Source organism: Arcicella sp., from assembly GCF_964672035.1.
This window is the reverse complement of sequence record NZ_CBABQS010000007.1, coordinates 77,570-97,288: the sequence shown is the minus strand read 5'-3', so window position 1 is coordinate 97,288 and position 19,719 is coordinate 77,570. Positions and strand designations below refer to the sequence as shown.

At 35.9% G+C, this 19,719-nt stretch carries 16 protein-coding genes; 13 read left to right on the top strand and 3 right to left on the bottom strand.

Annotated elements, in window-relative coordinates; translation table 11 throughout:
• Window positions 1–182, top strand: a 182-nt coding sequence (locus AC1W31_RS03515) for a hypothetical protein (protein WP_481733019.1), incomplete at its 5' end; no start/stop codon positions are given.
• A 418-nt stretch (window positions 183–600) separates the two neighbouring features.
• Here the strand turns inward: AC1W31_RS03515 and AC1W31_RS03510 are convergent.
• Together AC1W31_RS03510 and AC1W31_RS03505 are read right to left on the bottom strand one after the other, a co-directional pair.
• Window positions 601–1,692, bottom strand: coding sequence for a hypothetical protein (locus AC1W31_RS03510; protein ID WP_481733018.1), 1,092 nt, complete (start codon window positions 1,690–1,692; stop codon window positions 601–603).
• A 20-nt stretch (window positions 1,693–1,712) separates the two neighbouring features.
• A complete protein-coding gene (locus AC1W31_RS03505; protein ID WP_481733017.1) occupies window positions 1,713–2,660 on the bottom strand; it encodes a ParA family protein in 948 nt (315 codons plus the stop codon).
• A 202-nt stretch (window positions 2,661–2,862) separates the two neighbouring features.
• On the opposite strand from AC1W31_RS03505, the gene AC1W31_RS03500 reads away from it, so the two are divergent.
• The 11 genes from AC1W31_RS03500 to AC1W31_RS03450 all read left to right on the top strand — a co-directional run bounded on the left by AC1W31_RS03500 (window position 2,863) and on the right by AC1W31_RS03450 (window position 18,227).
• Entirely contained in the window at window positions 2,863–3,066 is a 204-nt protein-coding gene (locus AC1W31_RS03500) for a helix-turn-helix domain-containing protein (protein WP_481733016.1), read from the top strand.
• An 11-nt stretch (window positions 3,067–3,077) separates the two neighbouring features.
• Entirely contained in the window at window positions 3,078–3,404 is a 327-nt protein-coding gene (locus tag AC1W31_RS03495; RefSeq protein ID WP_481733015.1) for a HipA N-terminal domain-containing protein, read from the top strand.
• Window positions 3,401–4,399, top strand: a complete 999-nt coding sequence (locus tag AC1W31_RS03490) for a type II toxin-antitoxin system HipA family toxin (RefSeq protein WP_481733014.1) — start codon at window positions 3,401–3,403, stop codon at window positions 4,397–4,399. The genes AC1W31_RS03495 and AC1W31_RS03490 overlap by 4 nt, the downstream gene beginning before the upstream one ends.
• Before the next feature lie 270 nt (window positions 4,400–4,669).
• Entirely contained in the window at window positions 4,670–7,963 is a 3,294-nt protein-coding gene (locus AC1W31_RS03485; protein WP_481733013.1) for a SusC/RagA family TonB-linked outer membrane protein, read from the top strand.
• Window positions 7,964–8,027: 64 nt separating this feature from the next.
• Window positions 8,028–9,497 carry a SusD/RagB family nutrient-binding outer membrane lipoprotein gene (locus AC1W31_RS03480; RefSeq protein ID WP_481733012.1) on the top strand — a complete coding sequence of 490 codons (1,470 nt, stop codon included), beginning with the start codon at window positions 8,028–8,030 and terminating at the stop codon, window positions 9,495–9,497.
• 120 nt (window positions 9,498–9,617) lie between these two features.
• A complete protein-coding gene (locus AC1W31_RS03475) occupies window positions 9,618–10,196 on the top strand; it encodes an HD domain-containing protein (RefSeq protein WP_481733011.1) in 579 nt (192 codons plus the stop codon).
• A gap of 152 nt (window positions 10,197–10,348) precedes the next feature.
• The gene (locus tag AC1W31_RS03470) at window positions 10,349–11,323 is read left to right on the top strand and encodes a metallophosphoesterase (protein ID WP_481733010.1); all 975 of its coding nucleotides are present in this window, start codon (window positions 10,349–10,351) and stop codon (window positions 11,321–11,323) included.
• Between the two features lie 30 nt (window positions 11,324–11,353).
• Window positions 11,354–14,101 carry a TonB-dependent receptor gene (locus tag AC1W31_RS03465; protein ID WP_481733009.1) on the top strand — a complete coding sequence of 916 codons (2,748 nt, stop codon included), beginning with the start codon at window positions 11,354–11,356 and terminating at the stop codon, window positions 14,099–14,101.
• 95 nt (window positions 14,102–14,196) lie between these two features.
• Entirely contained in the window at window positions 14,197–15,612 is a 1,416-nt protein-coding gene (locus tag AC1W31_RS03460; protein WP_481733008.1) for a hypothetical protein, read from the top strand.
• A gap of 161 nt (window positions 15,613–15,773) precedes the next feature.
• Window positions 15,774–16,796 (top strand): YncE family protein, encoded by a 1,023-nt coding sequence (locus AC1W31_RS03455; protein WP_481733007.1) that lies wholly within the window; start codon window positions 15,774–15,776, stop codon window positions 16,794–16,796.
• A 3-nt stretch (window positions 16,797–16,799) separates the two neighbouring features.
• On the top strand, window positions 16,800–18,227 hold the full coding sequence (locus tag AC1W31_RS03450) for a metallophosphoesterase (RefSeq protein ID WP_481733006.1): 1,428 nt from the start codon (window positions 16,800–16,802) through the stop codon (window positions 18,225–18,227).
• Window positions 18,228–18,291: 64 nt separating this feature from the next.
• Here the strand turns inward: AC1W31_RS03450 and AC1W31_RS03445 are convergent, their stop codons facing one another.
• The gene (locus AC1W31_RS03445; protein ID WP_481733005.1) at window positions 18,292–18,486 is read right to left on the bottom strand and encodes a hypothetical protein; all 195 of its coding nucleotides are present in this window, start codon (window positions 18,484–18,486) and stop codon (window positions 18,292–18,294) included.
• A 633-nt stretch (window positions 18,487–19,119) separates the two neighbouring features.
• Here AC1W31_RS03445 and AC1W31_RS03440 point away from each other — a divergent pair.
• Complete coding sequence (locus AC1W31_RS03440) at window positions 19,120–19,566, top strand: N-acetyltransferase family protein (RefSeq protein WP_481733004.1); 447 nt, start codon at window positions 19,120–19,122, stop codon at window positions 19,564–19,566.
• Window positions 19,567–19,719: the final 153 nt, after the last annotated feature.

Below are 19,719 nucleotides of genomic sequence, written 5' to 3'. Positions count from 1 at the left end.
GTGCTCAAAACGTAAATTGGGTGTCCCCTTCAATTTCATATTTTGGAGTTGATCTTGATAATCAAGGGAGCAAAGAATGTTTCAGCATCAATAAAACCATTGTCAAGCCAGCGTTCATTTTTCTTGATTTGACTCAAAGAATACATCTTTCCAGGCCGATGGTCAGCAATTTTGCCCAATAAAACGTGCTGACTGGCTCTTAACTTACGAATGTGTTGAATCGTCTCAATGAATTGCCTTGTAATTTTGAGGGATATAGGTTTTTAAGCCGCAGCGTTGGGCCGTCCTGATTCTATATTTCTGCGTTTTCAATAGCCGCTATGATACTGACTGGCGGCTATTTTGTCAAATAATTAGCTCCATTTAATTTTTACTTATAAAAAGTGTTGGTCTAAAAAAGCCTAACCCTAAATTTGTTATAATAAACACTGTATAACCCCTAAATTTGTTCTGGTTTAACCAAATATAACACTGATATCCCAATTTATTTCCCCTTCTTTGCCCCTTTTGAGTTTTCAAACTTTGTCCCCTAAATTTGTCATATTAACGCTTTTACTTTTTATAAGTGCCTGATAAACAATTTATTGAAAAAATAAAATTTTATAATTCTTGAACAATCCCAAGACTTACCGTTTGAAAAATGGATATTCTGTCCGTAAAATCCTCGTTGATTATTATATCGTCCGAGAATCCACGTAATTTTTTCCAAACTTCGGTTAATCCATTCTTAATAATGAATGAGCCTTTTATTTCCACTGTTACATCTGTGTCAGAAGCATTTTTAATTCCATTTTGTACCTTCTTTAATAGATTTTCTCTTGAGTCATCATTTATAGGAAAAACTGTGAATTTATGATCCTTCGTTTGAGTTGCTTCTTTTTTTACATTTACTGATACCAATTCTGCGATTTTATCTAATGAATCAATTCCTTCAACAGGATTTTCTATCTGAGACAATTGCTGAATTTCAGATTTTTTTGCTTTTATTTTCCCCGAGAGAATCTCTTTTTTCAACTTAGGCGATAAAAGATTTAACCCTTCTGCAAATTCAGCATCTCGTTTAATGGTCTTTTCACTCACATTATACTGTTTGGAAAGACGTGCCGAAGTAGATTCTTTTTTGGTAATTGACCCATAAGGGACATTTTGACCCTTATGACTCTCTTCATTATTTTCCTCCAAATCTGCGATAGTATAAGGGACATTTTGACCCTTATGTGCTTGACGATCATATTTTCCTTTGACAAGTTTCTCAGAATTGTATCTTAAACCTCGTAAATATGATGCTTGTTCTGGAATCAAATTCCTTCTACCTAATTGATTATCAATCATATAGTCTCTAACTTCTTTCAAAGAATCGAAAGGTATTAGATGAATCTTGAAATTTAATTTGTGCTTTAAACAAATGCCATAACGATTGTGTCCATCCACCAAAATATAAACGGCTGAGGTTTTCGTAGAAGTGTTGTCCAAGACATTTGCTGTCGTGTGCCAAATTAACAGCGCCTCCCGACAGCCATCTGAAAGAATATTTGTCTCTAATTGATTTAATTCCTCTTCCTGAAGTGGTGGAATAAGGTCACGAAGTTCATCAAGCACTATGATTTGTTGCTTGATTGCTTCATGATTTAAAAGGCTTTGATCTTTGATAATTGAAGTTCCTCCAAAATTACCCATGTATTTTTTTTGCATTTTCTTTTCTATTTATGGGATTAAACATTTGAGCAAAATTCTTTCGCCAAATTCATATAATCAGTTGCCCCATTTGAATTATTATCGTAGTCAAATATATTTATTTGTGATATTTGCGATTCTTTTAAAGCAACGTTAATTCTTATTTGGGTTTGATAAATTTTAAAATTATTCAAGGATTGATGCACGTATTCCATCATATCTCGATGTACTTTCAACCGTTTATCTACCATCGTTAAAACAATCCCTTCAACCACTAATTCAGGGTTGATTCTTTCTCTGACTTGTGAAATCCGCTCAAATAAATTATTGACCCCTTTCATGGCTGATACTTCTGGCTGCAAGGTAACTAAACATCCATTGGAGGCAACTAAGGCGGAATTTGTAAAAATATTGAGGGCGGGTGGACAATCAATTAGTATATAATCGTACAATTCTCGGAGTGGATTGAGTTTATTTTTTAATTGATTAACACCGCCAACCGCTTGCACAAGTTCTAAATCGGCATACGCCAACTCTAAATCACTGGGTGCTAAATGATAATTTTCACCAATTTCTATCACTGGCAAATCTTCATTTTTTAAAAGGGCGTTTACTACTTGTTTTTCGGGATTATCAATACCGAGTGATTGAGATAAATTTCCCTGCGAATCCATATCCACCAACAAAACTTTGAATCCTAATTTTACCAAAGCCTTCCCAAGATTGATGGTGGTAGTAGTTTTTCCAACGCCTCCTTTATGATTTACAATTGAAATGACCCTCGCTTTTTTGTATTGCGATTCGTTGTAACCATACTTGACCAAGATAGGATAAAGTGCATTAAGATGCTTGGCGTTTAAAATTCTATCGCCGCCAAGTGCTTTTGCTAAGGTACTATTGGGTAGTCCAGCTTCTTTTTCAAGAATTGAAATGGATAAGGCAGGATTTCTTCGGAGAAATAAAATTGTTTTGTCGTGAGATAACATAATTCTTATTTTTATTTGTCCTAAAATTAAGGCAATAATTTTATATTGTCAATTATATTGGACAAAAAATTTATTTTTCGAACAAAAATTTTAAACTAAACTCATTAGTGCTACATAAAGCACTTTTTGCAAAATATTCTTGTTAGATTCCTTGAATATGTCAAATAAGTGCCATATATTGCACTTATTTACTTGGTTTTCAATGAACTTATCACAAGAACTTCGAATCAGACGGGAACAATTGGGCGTTACGCAAGAATATTTAGCTGATCTATCGGGCGTAGGGCTCCGAACTATCAAATCTTTCGAGAGCGGAAAAGCCAATCCAAGACTCGAAACGCTCACAAAGCTATCCGAAGTTTTGGGAATGGAATTGGTGTGGATAATCCCTAAAACTAATTTTTAATTTAGCACATAATGAGGCAATTAGCAATCTATAGAAATAATATCTTGGCAGGGAAACTTACGGAAGAAAATCGACAAAGTTATCAGTTTGAATATGATGATAATTATTTTTTATCATCTGATAATCAAGCGATTAGTTTAACATTTCCTATAAGTCAGCGAGTATTCCAAAGCTCCTTTTTATTCCCTTTTTTCTATAATATGTTGAGTGAGGGAGTCAATCGAAAATTACAATGTATACTCTTGAAAATTGATGAAAATGATGATTTTGGACTTTTGGCAGAGACTTCCCAATTTGATACCATCGGAGCAATTACCGTTAAACCTTTAGCCTTATGATTGAACTACAATATTGCCCAGGGACTTTGGCTGAAGGCTTCAAATCATACAGTCCAACGTGTTTGCGGAAAGTATTTCGTAATAAAAAAGTAAGCCATATTTTGCCTTATTCCAAACTGCACGCTAATGATGAAATGGAGGAAATATTTATGGAAAATAGAAAAAGAATTTCTATTTCTGGCGTGCAGGAGAAATTGAGCTTATTGTTAGAAAAAAATCAATTGAGACTTACTCATGAATCGGAACAAGGAGAATATATCCTAAAACCAATTCCGAGAGATTTAAAAAAAATAGACCAAGTGCCTGCTAATGAACATCTTACAATGCAAATTGCTTCACAAGTCTATGGAATTAATACGGCAGCCAATGCCTTAATTTTCTTTCGAGATGGCACACCCGCTTACATCACTAAACGCTTTGACCTCAAAGATGATGGTACAAAATGGGGCGTGGAAGATTTTGCAAGTTTGGCAGGAAAAACCAAAGATAATTTTGGAGCAAATTATAAATATAAATTCAGCTACGAAGAGTTAGGGGAACTCATAAAATTATACGTGCCAACTTGGAGAATTGAGTTGGAAAAATATTTTAACTTATTAATTTTTAACTATATATTCAGTAATGGGGATGCACATTTAAAAAATTTTTCGCTAATAGAAACCCCCAAAGGAGATTATGTACTAAGTCCCGCTTACGATCTTATCAATACTCGAATGCACGTAGATGATACTGATTTTGCCCTCGATAAAGGACTTTTTAGAGATGATTTTCGATCAAAACGACATGAAATTTCGGGACATACCCATCAAGATGATTTTATCGAATTTGGCAAAAGGATTGGTCTGAATGAATCAAGAATAAAAGTAATTTTAGCGCCATTTTTGAATAAACAGTCTTTAGTAGAAACGCTCATAAGTCATTCCTTTTTAACGGATGTTAATAAACGAGCGTATTTACAGATGAAAAATATAAAAAGGAATTTTCTTATCAACTAAAAAGTGGCTTCACTAAAATGTGAAATAGCAAATCCAAATTGAATGTCAAACTGAGCGAGTGTCATTTCTGAAATAGAGATTAGATTTCGCATAAAGATTCAGTTACAGCGCAAGAATTATTACAAAACATTCTCTTAACATTTGGCTAACATAATCCTCGAAAATAGGCCTTTATCAGCTTCCACTTTTTACATTCTAATAATATTTCTCTAAAAGTGTGGTTAAAGTTGATGCGTAATTTTGCATCGAAATTAACAAACAAACTTACTCATGAGAAACATTTTACAATTCACTTTTAGCGGAATTGTTGTAAGAATCTTTCACCAAATTTTCTTCACAATAATACTAATCGCTTTTTCGGTCAACTCTTTTGCCCAAGAAAGGAATATCACAGGAAAAATCACCGATGCAACTGATAAAAAGCCGGTTGCAGGCGCTACAATTAGAGTAAAGGGAACTGAACGAGGAACGACTACCAACGCTGATGGAGTCTATAAAATTTCGGTTGGTGAAAAAGTAACTTTGCAGTTTTCATTCATTGGCTATTCGGCTCAAGAAGTTCAAGTAGGTACAAAATCGGTCATCAACATTGTTTTGAATGAAGATGTTAAACAAGTTGAAGAAGTGGTGGTAACTGCTTTGGGGATTTCAAAAGAGCGTAGAAGTTTAACCAACGCCATCCAAACGGTAAAAGGGGCTGATTTAATCAAAGCCCGTGAGCCAAATCCAATCAACTCGTTGGCGGGTAAAGTGGCAGGTTTGACCATTGGTGCTTCGGCGGAATTATTGGGTCGTCCCAATGTAGTTTTAAGAGGAAATACCGATGTCTTATACGTTGTTGATGGAGTACCAATCAACTCGGATACTTGGAATATTTCCGCCGATGACATTGAAACTTATTCAGTTTTGAAGGGAGCAAATGCTGCTGCTTTGTACGGTTTTAGAGGAAAAAATGGAGCCATTTTAATTACAACGAAAAAAGGTTCTAAAGATAAACGTGGTTTTTCAGTCGAGTTCAATTCTTCGACGATGGTAGAGAGTGGCTTTAATGCTATACCGAAAGTACAAGATCTTTATGGTCCAGGTGACCACGGGCAATATTCATTCGTAGATGGTAAAGGGGGTGGGAATAATGATGGTGATTACGATATTTGGGGGCCAAAATTTGACCCAACTGGCAAAACAAAAATCGCTCAGTATGATAGCCCAATCGACCCAACAACGGGAAAGAGAATTCCTACGGCTTGGACAGCACGTGGAGCAAATAACTTGACTCGTTTCTTACGTGATGGTATTTTGACGAACAATAATATCGCCATTTCAAGTAGTAATGAAAAAGCAGATGTTCGTTTTTCAATGTCTCATAATTATCAAAAAGGAATTGTACCAAATACACAATTAAATATTGTCAATTTTAGCGTGAATGCAGGGATTAATTTCTCGAAAAAATTGCGTTTAGAGACAAATTTAAACTATAATCGTCAAGCAACGCCCAATATTCCAGACGTAAATTATGGCCCTAACTCTTTGATTTACAACATGGTAATTTGGGGTGGTGCTGACTGGAATGTGGATGACATGCGTAATTATTGGCAAGCAGGTAAAGAAGGTGTACAACAAATTTATGCGGAATACCAACGTTATAATAACCCTTATTTTACCGCTTACGAATGGATGAGAAGTCACTACAAAAATGACCTTTACGGATATGCTTCCTTAGATTATAAAATCAACGATAATTTGAGCGTAATGGGACGTACTTCGGTAACCACCTACGATATTTTCCGTTCTGAAAAATTTCCATATTCGGCAACTGTTTACGGTCGTGAGGAAGCCAAAGGTGATTATCGTGAAGATAAAAGAACACTTTTTGAAAATAACACAGATATTTTGATTAAGTATAATCAGAAATTTAATAATGCTTTTGACGTAAAAGTTTGGGCTGGAGGAAACCTCCGTAGTTTCAAATATAACTCAAGTTACGTAACCACGGATTATTTGAACACGCCAGAGGTTTATACTTTTTCAAACTCATTGAGACCTGTAAAAGCCTTCAGTTATTTAGCGGATATGGAAGTTCAAAGTGGGTATTATTCGGCTGACTTTGCTTACAAAGGATTTGTTACTTTCTCAACTACGGGTCGTGTTGACCGTCTTTCTACTTTACCGATGGGCAATAACACTTTCTTTTATCCATCATTTGGTCTAAGTACGGTGGTTTCTGATTACATTAAATTACCAGAAGCTATCTCATTATTGAAAGCTCGTGCTTCTTACGCCAATGTAAAAGATGGTTTAACTCGCTCGACAATCGGAACAAATCCAAGCGGTGCTTACGCTTTGGGTTACGGTTCAGAATACGCTTCATCTTACGACGGCCCAAATTACGCAAACTCAGTAGGTTACGGAATTTCTCCAGTTTACAACAATGCTCCGGGGGCAACGTATTCGGATAAAATCAATAATCCAGCCTTGAAACCAAATACAACGGAACAAATTGAATTAGGTCTTGAATTGAGTTTATTGAAAAACCGTTTCTCAGCCGATGTTACGTATTTTACTTCAAATGATGGCCCGAGAATCTTTAATCGTGATTTATCGCAAACTACGGGTTATACCTCTGCCATCGTAAATGGTATTAAAACGCAAAAAACAGGCTTAGAAATTACGTTGAAAGGTTCGCCAATCAAAACAAAAAATCTGACGTGGGATGTTTTATTAAATTTGTCGAATTTCAAGGAAACATTGCAAGAAGTTTACAACGAAAACAATGTTAAAATTGACCGTTTGCCTTCTAACTATTTCGTCGGTGGAAACAGTTCAGCACAATTTATTAACCTCGGTGATAGAATTGATCAAGTATATATTTCTACTTATCAAAGAACCACTGATGGACAAATTATTAACGATGCGGGTGGTCGTCCAATCGTAAACTCACGTGGAACGATGGTAGGTTTTGCCAATCCAGATTACGTTTGGGGTTTGAATAACCGAGTTTCGTACAAAAATTGGTCGTTAACTTTCCAATTTGACGGTCGTGTGGGTGGAACAGTTGAAGATTATATTCGTAAACAAACTTTCCGTGGTGGTCGTAATATCGAAACGGTTGAAGGTGCTTTGGGTGCTGCTCGTGATTTTGACGCACAAGGAATTAAATCTTACGTAGGTGAAGGTGTAATTATTTCAGAGGGTTCTCCAACTTACGATTCAAACACGGGTTTAATCACGAATATGTCAGCGTTGAAATTTGCAACCAATAACGTAAAGACTTTTGAGCAAGATTATATCAGTCGCTATAATGGAACTGCCGAAGGAAATATGATGAGTAAAACCTTCTCTAAACTTCGTGAAGTAACCATTGGCTATAATTTTCCATCAAATGTATTAATGGGAACATTCATCAAACAAGCGTCAATTTCTTTGGTTGGACGTAACTTATTTTACTTCGTTGATAGCAAACACAGTGGCGTTGATTTAGACCAATTCACAGGTTTGAGTGCCAGTACAGGTTTACAAACACCAACGATGAAACGTTTTGGAGTGAATGTAAATTTGACATTTTAAGTAAAGCCATCACAAAACATCTTCTTTCCTATTTGGAAAGGGGATGTTCAACTCACAGATTTTCATGAAAAAATATATTTTATCTTTCTTAATCATCTCACTTTTAGTAAGTTGTAGTGATTATAAAACGTTGGAGCTTAACCCCAACTTACCTACTTCAGTACCAGCATCTTTGATTTTAAAAGATGCCATCAGTAGAATGAACGATGGTGCTTGGAACGAAATAATGCGTAATAATCAATTTTACGCTTCGAATTATAACTATTATTCAAACAATGAATATAACTGGGGTAATGCATCACTTCAATTTACAACGTTGAAAAACGTGGTAAGAATGGAGCAAGAGGCCAAGAACAGTGGAGCCAAAGACTTGAATCCTTACTCAGCTTTGGGTAAATTTTTACGGGCATATTATTACACAAGCATGACTTTAAGAGTGGGTGATTTACCTGTAAAAGATGCTTTGCAAGGTTTGACGCTCGACAAACCAAAATACGATACCCAGAAAGATGTTTTTATTCAAGTATTGAAATGGTTGGAAGAATCAAATAATGATTTATCGCAATTAATTACTACTGGTGATAAAACTCTGGATGGCGATATTTACTACAATAATGACCTCCGTAAATGGCAAAAAGCAGTTAATACATTCAGATTGAGAGTATTGATTCAGTTAAGCAAAAAAGCGGATGATACCGACCTGAAGGTGAAAGCCGATTTTGCGAATGTTTTAGGCAATGCTACCAAATATCCATTGATGAGCGATTTGTCGGAAAGTTTGCAATACGTTTGGGGAACAAATAACAAATATCCTCGTAATCCAGACAATTTAGGAAATAATGCTACTCGTGAGAACATGGCAAAAACCTACGTAGATTTATTGAAAAATTACAAAGATCCACGCCTTTTCGTGGTAGCAGAACCCGCCGATGCTCAATTAGCCAAAGGATTAAAAGCCACTGATTTTGATGCTTACGTGGGAGCAAGTTCAGGCGAAGATTTAGCGGATATGTCTTCAAAAGCAGGTTTAGGACAATATTCGTTCCAGAATCGCAAGCGTTATTACAGCTCATATTCGGGTGAAAATACTTTCGTAGTAAGTTACCCAGAAATGTGCTTTAACATTGCTGAAGCCATCAATCAAGGTTGGGCAACGGGTAATGCGCAAGATTGGTACGAACGTGGTGTGAAATCTTCGATGTCATTTTATGGAATTGCTGATGCTACTACTTATTTAGCGCAAACAAATGTAAAATATGCAGGAAATACAGCGGAAGGTTTATCACAAATCTTGAACCAAAAATACCTCGCATTTTTCCAGAATTCGGGATACGAAGCGTATTATAACTGGCGCAGAACGGGCGTACCAACATTTTTGTTAGGCCCTGGTACGGCAAATGGTACAAAAATCCCTTTGCGTTATTTGTATCCAAGTTCTGAATCTACGACAAATAAAGTGAATCTGACCGAAGCAATTACTCGTCAGTTTGGTACAACTGAAAATATTAATGCTCCTATGTGGCTAATTAAATAGTCTAAATTTATTGAAAAAAATGGTTAATGAATTTAAAAGTAGTGGAATTTCCACTACTTTTCTTCTTTTTAACGTCGGTTTAAAATTATCATCGATTACTTTTCTATTGTGTCGCAAATAATGACTATTTCCAAATCTATTCTTCAACAAAGGCTCGATGCCATTTTTGGTCTATACGAAATCAATGGTTCAAATGAATACGTTGGTGAATCCGTAAGTATTTTAGAACACAGTTTTCAAGCCGCTCAATTAGCTGAAAATGAAGGCTCTGACGATGATGTAATTCTGGCCGCCTTCTTTCATGATATTGGCCATTTTTTGCCTAATCAAAATGAAATGAATGGACTTGGCAATATTTGTCACGAAATTGCTGGTGCCAACTTTTTGTATAAAAATGGCTTCTCCAATCAGGTTGCGTCCTTAGTCAGAAATCACGTGGAAGCGAAGCGGTATTTAACTTTTAAGTTTTCAACCTACTACGATAAATTATCCGAAGCCAGCCGACAAACCTTAGCATTTCAAGGTGGTAGAATGACTGAAACAGAAGCAAAAGCTTTTGAGCAAATGCCCATGTTTGATTTATATTTAAGCATGAGGCACTGGGATGATACCGCTAAGGAAGTAACCTTAGAAAATCCTGACTTAGAAAAGTATAAAAAATTAGCATGGAATCATCTAAGTGAGAAGTTGGTGAGCTAACATTTATCCTAAATTCCAAGTTAATTTAATATTAAATTTAGTGTTCCGTTTTCGCTGTTTTGTTGTTTTTAAATTTATATTACCGTTATTTTATGGTAATAATAGCGGAGTATATTTGTGATAATTAAACCAATCTTAAAGTTTATTCATAAATGTATCCATTACTAAAAAAAATACTTTTGGTGATTCTATTATTTTGTATTCAATTTTTCAATATTGAAGCACAAAGCATTAAAAATCAGAAGTTTACCTTTTCAACCTTGGGCGATATGCCCTATTTCCTTCCCGATGATTTTGCTCGTTTTGAAAATGTAATTAAGGGAATTAACAAAGTACCCATTGCTTTTAGTGTTCACGTTGGTGATTTTAAATCAAGTTCAACCCCTTGTTCCGACGAAGCATTTAACAAGATTCTGGGCTATTTTGAAACCTTCAAAAAACCGTTAATTTATACACCTGGCGACAATGAATGGACGGATTGTCACAAGAAAGATGCGGGTGCTTTTTTGCCCGAAGAACGTTTAGAAACCCTCAGAAAGCTATACTTCAAATCGCCCCAAAGCTTTGGACAAGAGAAAATGGCTTTGATACCAGAATCTTCTCTTCCTGCCTTCAAGAAATACGTAGAAAATACTCGTTGGGACTACGGAAATATTGCCTTCGCCACGTTTCATGCCGTTGGTAGTAACAACAATTTTTTACCGACCAATTATACAACTTTCAATCAGGAATTTTACGAGCGTGATGCCGCTAATGTGGCGTGGATAAAAGAAGCTTTTAGACACGCTAAAGAAGCTCAACTATCTGGTATTGTGTTATTTACCCAAGCCGATATGTTTGGTGAAAAAAAAGATTTGAAGGAAGCCAGCGGATTTATCAACATCCTGAAAACGATACAAGAAGAAACAATTGCTTTTGGAAAACCCGTATTGTTAGTCAACGGAGATTCGCACGAATACATTGTGGACAAGCCCATTCTTGCGGATAAAAAGACGAAGAAAACCTTATTAAATTTTACCCGCTTGCAGGTTTTTGGCGAATTAGATATGCACGCTGTCATGGTCACTGTAAATCCTGAAAACCCCAATCTTTTTGAAATAAATCCCTATTTAATTGAAGGAAATTAAAATATATTTCCACGAATAAATTAATATTTTATGAAAAAATTATTATCAATATTGTTAATTCTCATTGCAGTTTCGGGTGCATATTCCAATACGTTAAAGGGATTTGTGACGGATCAAAAAACAGGAGAGCCACTCGTTGGGGCAACTGTAATACTTGAGAATACCAAATTTGCTACTTCCGTAAATTTGGATGGGAGCTTTGAAATTAAAGGAATTCCGTTGGGAAAATACAATTGCCGTGTTCAATATGTGGGGTATAAAAATACGATCAAATCGGTTATTATTGACGCTAAGCAAAATACTTTAAAAATCAATTTCCTTTTACTGGAAGAATCAAACGAATTGAATGAAGTAACCGTAAATGCTGCTGCCGACCGTGAAACGGATAATTCAGCGAGAAAAACGGAGCAGAAAGCCGATAATGTGATGAATATTATCAGCGCCAAAACGATTCAATTGCTCCCAGATATTACGGTTGGAAATCTTTTACAGCGAGTTTCGGGCGTTTCGGTGGTAAGAAATAGTACAGGTGATGGACAATATGCGGTGATTAGAGGAATGGATAAACGCTACAATTATACTTCAGTAAACGGGGTAAAAATTCCGAGTCCAGACAATAAAAACCGTTACGTTCCGATGGATATTTTCCCAGCAGATTTATTGGAAAGATTGGAAGTCGTAAAAGCTCTAACGCCCAACATGGAAGGCGATGCCATTGGTGGAGCTATGAATATGGTAATGAAATCTGTCCCCGATTATCTCATTCTTTCGGCAACGGCTTCGGGCGGATACAGCCAATTGTTCAATTCTCAACCTTTTGCAGGGTTTAGTTCATCGAATGTTACTTTTAAATCACCTTCCGAGATTAATGGAAATTTATACGCTGCAAAGCCTTCTGATTTTTCAATTCAGCATTTGCAATATAAGGAAGTTGCAACGCCCATAAATGGATTATTTAGTCTTTCGGTCGGTAATCGAATTTTCAATCACAAGCTTGGTTTTCTCTTCGGAGGAAGTTATCAGCATACTTACAGGGGAAGTAATTCTTTGTTTTTTAGCTTAAATGGTCAACCAAGCCCAGATCCCGTTCCAAATACTGCTTTAATTGAATCGGTTCAGCAAAGGACTTATTCTAACCAACAAGCACGTGTAGGTTTAAACCTCAAATTTGATTATGCCTTTAACAAAAATAATAAATTAAGTCTCTATAATTTATTCATGCAATTGGATGATTGGCAGCATAGACAGATTTTGACAAACCAGTTAACTTTAGTGGGAGACGTCGGAAACAATGACCGCTCAGTTTTCAGAAGACAAAATATTTATAATACGACCCTTCAAGGTGACCATAATTTAACTGATAAATTAAAATTTAATTGGTCGGCAGTTTATTCATTAGCGAAAAGTCAAACACCTGATTGGATGGATCGATCATTAACGTACAGAACTTCGCAGGGATTGGACGGAGCAATCTCCAAATCAGCTACTTATATAGATAATGTTAGTCATATCTGGACTCATAACGAAGACCAAGACTTAACGGGTTATCTGAATTTAACCTATAATTTAACTTCAAAATTTGAGTTTGCTACAGGCGGGATGTATCGTGATAAAAATCGCACAAACTTTTATAACGATTATACTTTATCTACGGTGTTACCAGGAGGAGATAGACAGATTTATACAACCATTGATAAAGCGATATTCTCTTTCAGACCAGAATCATACGCTTATGCCGACAGCGCTAATGCCAATAATTACACAGCTAAAGAGCAAATTTCGGCGGGATATTTACAAGCAAAATATAATGATGTAAAATGGCAAATCTTAGGAGGGGTGAGGGTTGAAAATACTAATCAATCTTATATTTCTCAACTACCAGTAACGGCAACGGGTAGAACTGGAAATATTTCTTACACTGATATTTTGCCAAGTTTACATTTTAAATACAAGCTTTCGACTACTGAAAATATCCGCTTATCGTATTTTAAAGGGATTTCTCGTCCTGGATATTTTGAAATTGTACCTGCCAGTTTTCCGGGAGAATACTTCAACGAAGCAGGAAATTATAATTTAAAACACACACAGGCGGACAATATAGATATTCGTTATGAGGCATTCCCAAAAGGAAATGAGCAGTTTTTAATCGGGGCTTTTTTCAAAAACATTCAAAACCCAATTGAATATGGATTCACTCAATTTGGTAATAATACCTTCGTGTACACGCCACTCAATTTTGGTACAGCTACCAATTTCGGCGCCGAAGTAGTTTTTACTAAATACTTTAAAAATATCGGATTTTCTGGCAATTATACTTATACAAATTCAAAAATTACAACTACTAAAAGGGTTTATGGACGTGATGCAAGTGGTTCAATTTCGAACTCAGACGGTACACAAACACGCCCTTTACAAGGGCAATCAGACCACATTGCTAACCTTTCTTTGATTTATAAAAATGCTAATATGGGCGTTGATGCTCAACTATCATGGGTTTATACTGGGCAACGAATCAACATTGTGTCACCTTATTTAGGATTGGATTATTGGCAACGTGGCACGTCGCAGGTTGACTTCTCGGCCGAGAAGAAGTTTGCTCATACCCATTTTTCCATATTCGCCAAACTGACTAATCTGTTGAACAATCCAATCATTGTTGAGGTACTAAAACCAAATATTAGTCAAAATTTACCTGACCAATCAGACCCAAATCGTATTTTAGTTCAAAAGGATATTATTCAGCAAAGCTATTTGTTTGGTATCCGATATAAACGTTAAACGCATATACTAATTAAGTTTTTGAACTGAGCGAAGACTTAATTTTAAACGATACTCAGAAAACCAGTTTTCATTCAAAATCAAAAATAATACCCATGAGAAATCAATTAAATCTATTTGCCAAATTTGCAGTCGTAGGATTATTCCTATTGACAGCAGCTTGTAATAAAAGCGATGAACAAGTAGTTGTTTCCGCTCCGTTGTTCAAGGTCGGACAAGCGGTAAGTACAAAAACACCTTTAAATGGCTCAATCAAAGGAACGCTGCTTAGTGATTCAGTTTACCGAGTTTCTGGCGATGTTTTTATTAACGAAAACGATACTTTGGTGATTCAGGCAGGTGCTAAAATTTATTTTCCTGGAAATGCTACCTATTCTTTTATTGTAAAAGGTTCGTTATTATCACTCGGAACGGAAGCAAAACCAGTTTATTTCACGGTTCCAACGGCTGTTAAAACGGATGTTTATGGAGCTGATCCAACTACGGATCCTGCTTACAAAGGCCTTTGGGGAGGGATTTTGGGAGAAACTACTTTCAAAAATATTATCATTAAATGGACACATATTGAATTTGGCGGCGGTAAATTAGCAACTTCACCAGTCTCTTTCTTAGCGAATGGTGCCAATACCTATAACATCTCTACTGCTAATCCAAACGGAATTTTAGTATTGGAGGATTCGTGGATTTATGGTGGTGTTGATGATCCAATTCGTCCATTTGGTTGTAAATTCCTAATGATGCGTAATACATTCGAGAAGGGTGGATTCACGGGTGGTGAATCAATGAACATTAAATCGGGAACCGTTGGAATTTTCGCTTATAATTTGATTGTTGGTTCTGCTACCAATGGACCAAAAGCCTCAAATAATGGCGGTAGAAATCCTCAAACGGAAGTTCAGATGTATAATAATACCATCGTTTGTTCGGGGCATCGTCGTTCGTCAGCAGGTCGTGGTGGTTCAACAAATTTTGAAGAAGGTGCAAAAGGAAATTACTATAACAACTTGATGGTTAACTGTAAGTTTGGACCACGAGTGGTAGGGGCAACTGCCAATTATAACGGAAATGCTTTAGTCGTTGCCGATACGGCAAATATTAAAGGTGGATACAACTACAATTATGTGGATTCTGTGAAAATTGCTAATGAAATTTATCCAACAACTTTTGCTCAAAAACCTAATGCCAACGACATTCCAAACCCAAGTTCTTTCTTACCAACGGGTTACAAGCCTGGCCAAGTATATGATGGTTCGTCAGTTGTAGGGAAAAATAATCCATTATTTGTAAACTTTCCTTTACCTCAGACTAATAAAAGAATGGGTGATGTAAGTTTTGCTGGTTCTTATAATTTTCGTTTGCAAGCAGCTTCACCAGCCATCGGAAAAGGTTTTACCGGATTTACTCCTTTGAACGTGGTTCCTGTAAGTGCTAATTTTGGTGCAACAGTAATAACGCCTCCGAACAAGGATATTGGTGCATTTCCAAGTGATAATACTGGTAATAAACATTAATCAAAGGTTATTCATTAAAAATAGTCGGATAAATTTTATTCGACTATTTTTTTGTATCAATCATTTCCTCTTTTATTTCTCATTTTTCTATCGTATAAGTGGGTTTCTGTAAATTTTTTAGATTATTCACGCTTTAACAATTCATAAAATTTTATAAAAATATGAAACGATTCTTCTTCTTATTGATTTGGGCAGTTTTAATTATTGACCAAAACCAAATACTGGCACAAACTCCTGCCTTTCAATTTCTGGAAAAAATAAGTCTTCCTTCGGGCGATGGCAAATGGGATTATATGATTATTGACCACGATAATCTGTATGTTTCGCACGGTGATAGAATTCACGTAGTCAATCTTCAAACTAACCAACAAATTGGAGAAATAGACAGCCTTAAAGGAGTTCATGGCATTGCAATTGTAAGTTCGTTGAACAAAGGCTACATTACTAATGGCACCAATAACGCCATCACGGTTTTTGATAATAAGACTTTCAAAGTCATTAATACTATCCTAATTGAAGGTAAAAAAGCGGATGCGATTTTGTACGATAATTTTTCACAAAGAGTCTTTATTTTTAATAATGGCAGTGGAAATGCTATTGCAATAGACGTGAATACGGATAAAATTGTCGGTAAAATTGAAATGGGAGGCGCACCAGAATTTGCGGCAACCAACGAAAAGGGCAGTATTTTTAATAATAACGAGGAAACCCACGAAGTGATTGAAATAGAGAGTAAAACACTGACAATCAAAAATCGTTTTTCATTAATGCCCAGCGAAGTACCAACCGGATTAGCCATTGATGTAAAGCATAATCGTTTATTTTCGGTTTGTCGTAAAAGTAAAACCTTGATTGTCTTGGATGCTATTTCTGGCAAAATTATTTCAACCTTGCCCATCGGTGCAGGCGTTGATGGTGTTATTTATGACCAAGAATCACATCTTATTTTTACGTCAAATGGGGAAGGGAATGTAACAATTATTCAACAAAAAGGGGCTGATTCTTACACTGTAATTCAAACGTTAATTACGGCAAAAGGCCAGAAAACGATTGTTTTTAATAAGAAAAACCATCAAATTTTTCTTAGTGGAGCAAACTATTCTGCCGATGGTAAAACGCCTGCGAGCGGTACATTTGGCGTTTCAGTTTATGGCATGACAAAATCGAATTTTAAACAAAAATAACTCATGAAAAACATATTTTTTATACTGTTGCTTTGTCAATTTTTTTCGGCAAAAGCACAAACAAAGAATGATATCTTCATCGCAAAACCGTATCTTCAAATTGGCCATAATCCAAGCCCTGAATCATTACAACTATTATGGCATACAGCGGATGAAAGTTCGGTTTGGACCGTTGAATTGCAAGCGGATAAAAGCACTATTTGGACAAAAAATGATGAGCCAAAATTTACCACAGTAGCCGTTAAAGGAATTGCGCCACATCGAGTTTATAATGCTTCCTTAACAGGATTAAAAACGGGTAGCACATTCAAATATAAAGTATTTCGAGATGGGAAAGAAGTATTTTTATCGGATGCAAAAGCGCCGATAGCCACCAATAAACCTTATCGTTTTGTTGCTTTTGGCGATATCGGTGCTGAAACTGCCGTCCAAAAAAAATTAGCGGTACAAGTGACAAAAAATAACCCAGATTATGTAGTTGTAACGGGTGATATCGTTTATGAGCGAGGTTTGATTTCAGAATATCGTTCTAAATTTTGGCCAATTTATAATGCCGATAAAACTGATACAGCTGGGGCGGTAATTATGCGAAGAATTCCAATGATTTCGGCTCCTGGAAATCACGATTTGGATACCAGAGATTTAGATAAATATCCCGATGCACTTTCGTATTTTTATTACTGGAATCAACCGTTAAATGGACCCCTTGGAGTTGAAGGTGGGCCTCTTGTTCCAAATTTAAATGCTTCTGCGACCAATAGAGCGGCTTTTCAAGAAGCGGCGGGAGATGCCTATTTAAAAATGTCAAATTACTCATTTGATTACGGAAATGCGCATTGGTTGGTTTTAGATTCAAATCCTTACGTAGATTATACGGATAAAAGCTTACAAGAATGGGTTGCCAATGATTTAGCAAAAGCAAAGGATGCAACTTGGAAATTCGTCATGTTTCACCATCCAGGATTTAACTCTTCTCGGGAACATTTTGAACAACAACACACCAGACTTATGTCGCCAATTTTTGAAGCTGGAAAAGTAGATGTCGTTTTCAACGGACACGTGCATAACTATCAACGCTCTTTCCCATTAAAATTTACACCCGATAAAAAAGGCGTGCTTTTGGTGGGTGGAATGGGGAATAAATCAGTTCGAGGAAGGGTTGTTACAGGGAGCTGGAAGTTGGATAAAACTTACGATGGTAAAACGAAAACAACTCCAAACGGGATTATTTACCTGGTTACGGGTGCTGGCGGACAAACGCTCTACAATCCAGAACAGCACGATGATCCAGATTCATGGCAAAAGTTTACGGATAAATTCATTTCAAATATTCACTCTTTGACCGTTGCTGATATTGACGGTAAGTCAATGACAATCAAGCAAATAGATGTGAATGGTAAGGAAATAGATTCGTTTAAGGTTACAAAATAAGTAATCAATAAAATAAACTTTAAGTCAAAGTAAAAATCCCGAAAATTTTAATGATTTTCGGGATTTATAATAATGTCACTTCGCTAAAATTTTCCAAATACAACTGCTTCAATTTAGCACCTGCAATTGCCGAAACGGTGAAATCTCTTGTAATTGGTTTGTTAAAACGCAACAAAATATCCGAGTTATTTTCGAGTATATTTCTTCTGTCTTCACGATAATCACCTTTTCTTAAATCAGCCGCTTTGTAGGTAATCATTGAGTATGGCAACTTTTCAGTTCGGAATTAATTCCAAGTGGTTACTTGTGTTCTTGCCGAAAGGTTCAAATAATTATTGATTTTGTAGTTCAATTTTGCATAACTATAAATGTCTATTTTTTTGTGTTCGGACAACCATTCGTAAGCCATGAAATTATGGTTATTCTCACGACTATATTCTGCGTAATATTGCTGAACGTTTGGGGTTTTCCTTGGGTTGCTATGTAATAATCTTTCATCATGTCGGCAATGTCCGAACTACTTGAACCACAGACGTCACAATATACGTATAACGCTTTGGGCCAGAACTCGGCTCGGGTATATTTGGTGTATTTTGAAGACTCAAATTAATTTACCCTTGCAATCTTAATCTACCCGTGAAGTTCTAACCCGCATTAATATTTATTTTATTGATGTTCAAGGGAGTCAATATCTTTTTGGTAATTATTGGCGATTGACAAACGCAAATCGTAACGTTCGCCATTTCAGTTTTACTTTAACTCTACCAAAAGATTATCGTTTGTCTGATTTATATTATCAAATTATTAAGTCAACACTCCAAATATGAATAATCATATTAAATATTTGCATTTCCATAAATAAAGTTAAGTAACTAAAAATCAATACTTTAAGATGAAAATTATTATTAAAGAGGCAACCATTACAGACTTATCGGGTATTTTAATACTCTATTCAACCGTCTTAGATAACGGAAATGTATTAACAATCGAACAAGCTGAAACGCTATTCAAAAAGATGCAATCCTACCCAAATTATAAGGTCTACGTAGCTGAAAAAGAAGGAGATATCGTTGGCACTTTTGCCTTATTAATCATGGACAATTTGGCCCATCAGGGCACACCTTCGGGCGTAGTGGAAGATGTGGCGGTGCTTAATGATTTACAAGGACAAGGCATTGGCAAATTGATGATGAAATTTGCGATGGAGCGATGTAAAGAAGCAGGTTGCTATAAATTGGTACTTTCGAGTAATGTAAAAAGAATGGAAGCTCATGCTTTTTACGAGTCATTAGGTTTTGAAAAGCATGGATTTAGTTTTAGGATTAAACTCAATCAATGAAATCCTTGAAATTTATGTTTTAATTCATAAATAATTTACTAATCAAACCTTTATCTTGTGATAACATTAAACTTAAATAAGCAGCGTAGTTTTGTTTTTAAGTTGATTTATTCATCGAACTTTAAACAAATTATTATTTGAATTTTCCCTTCC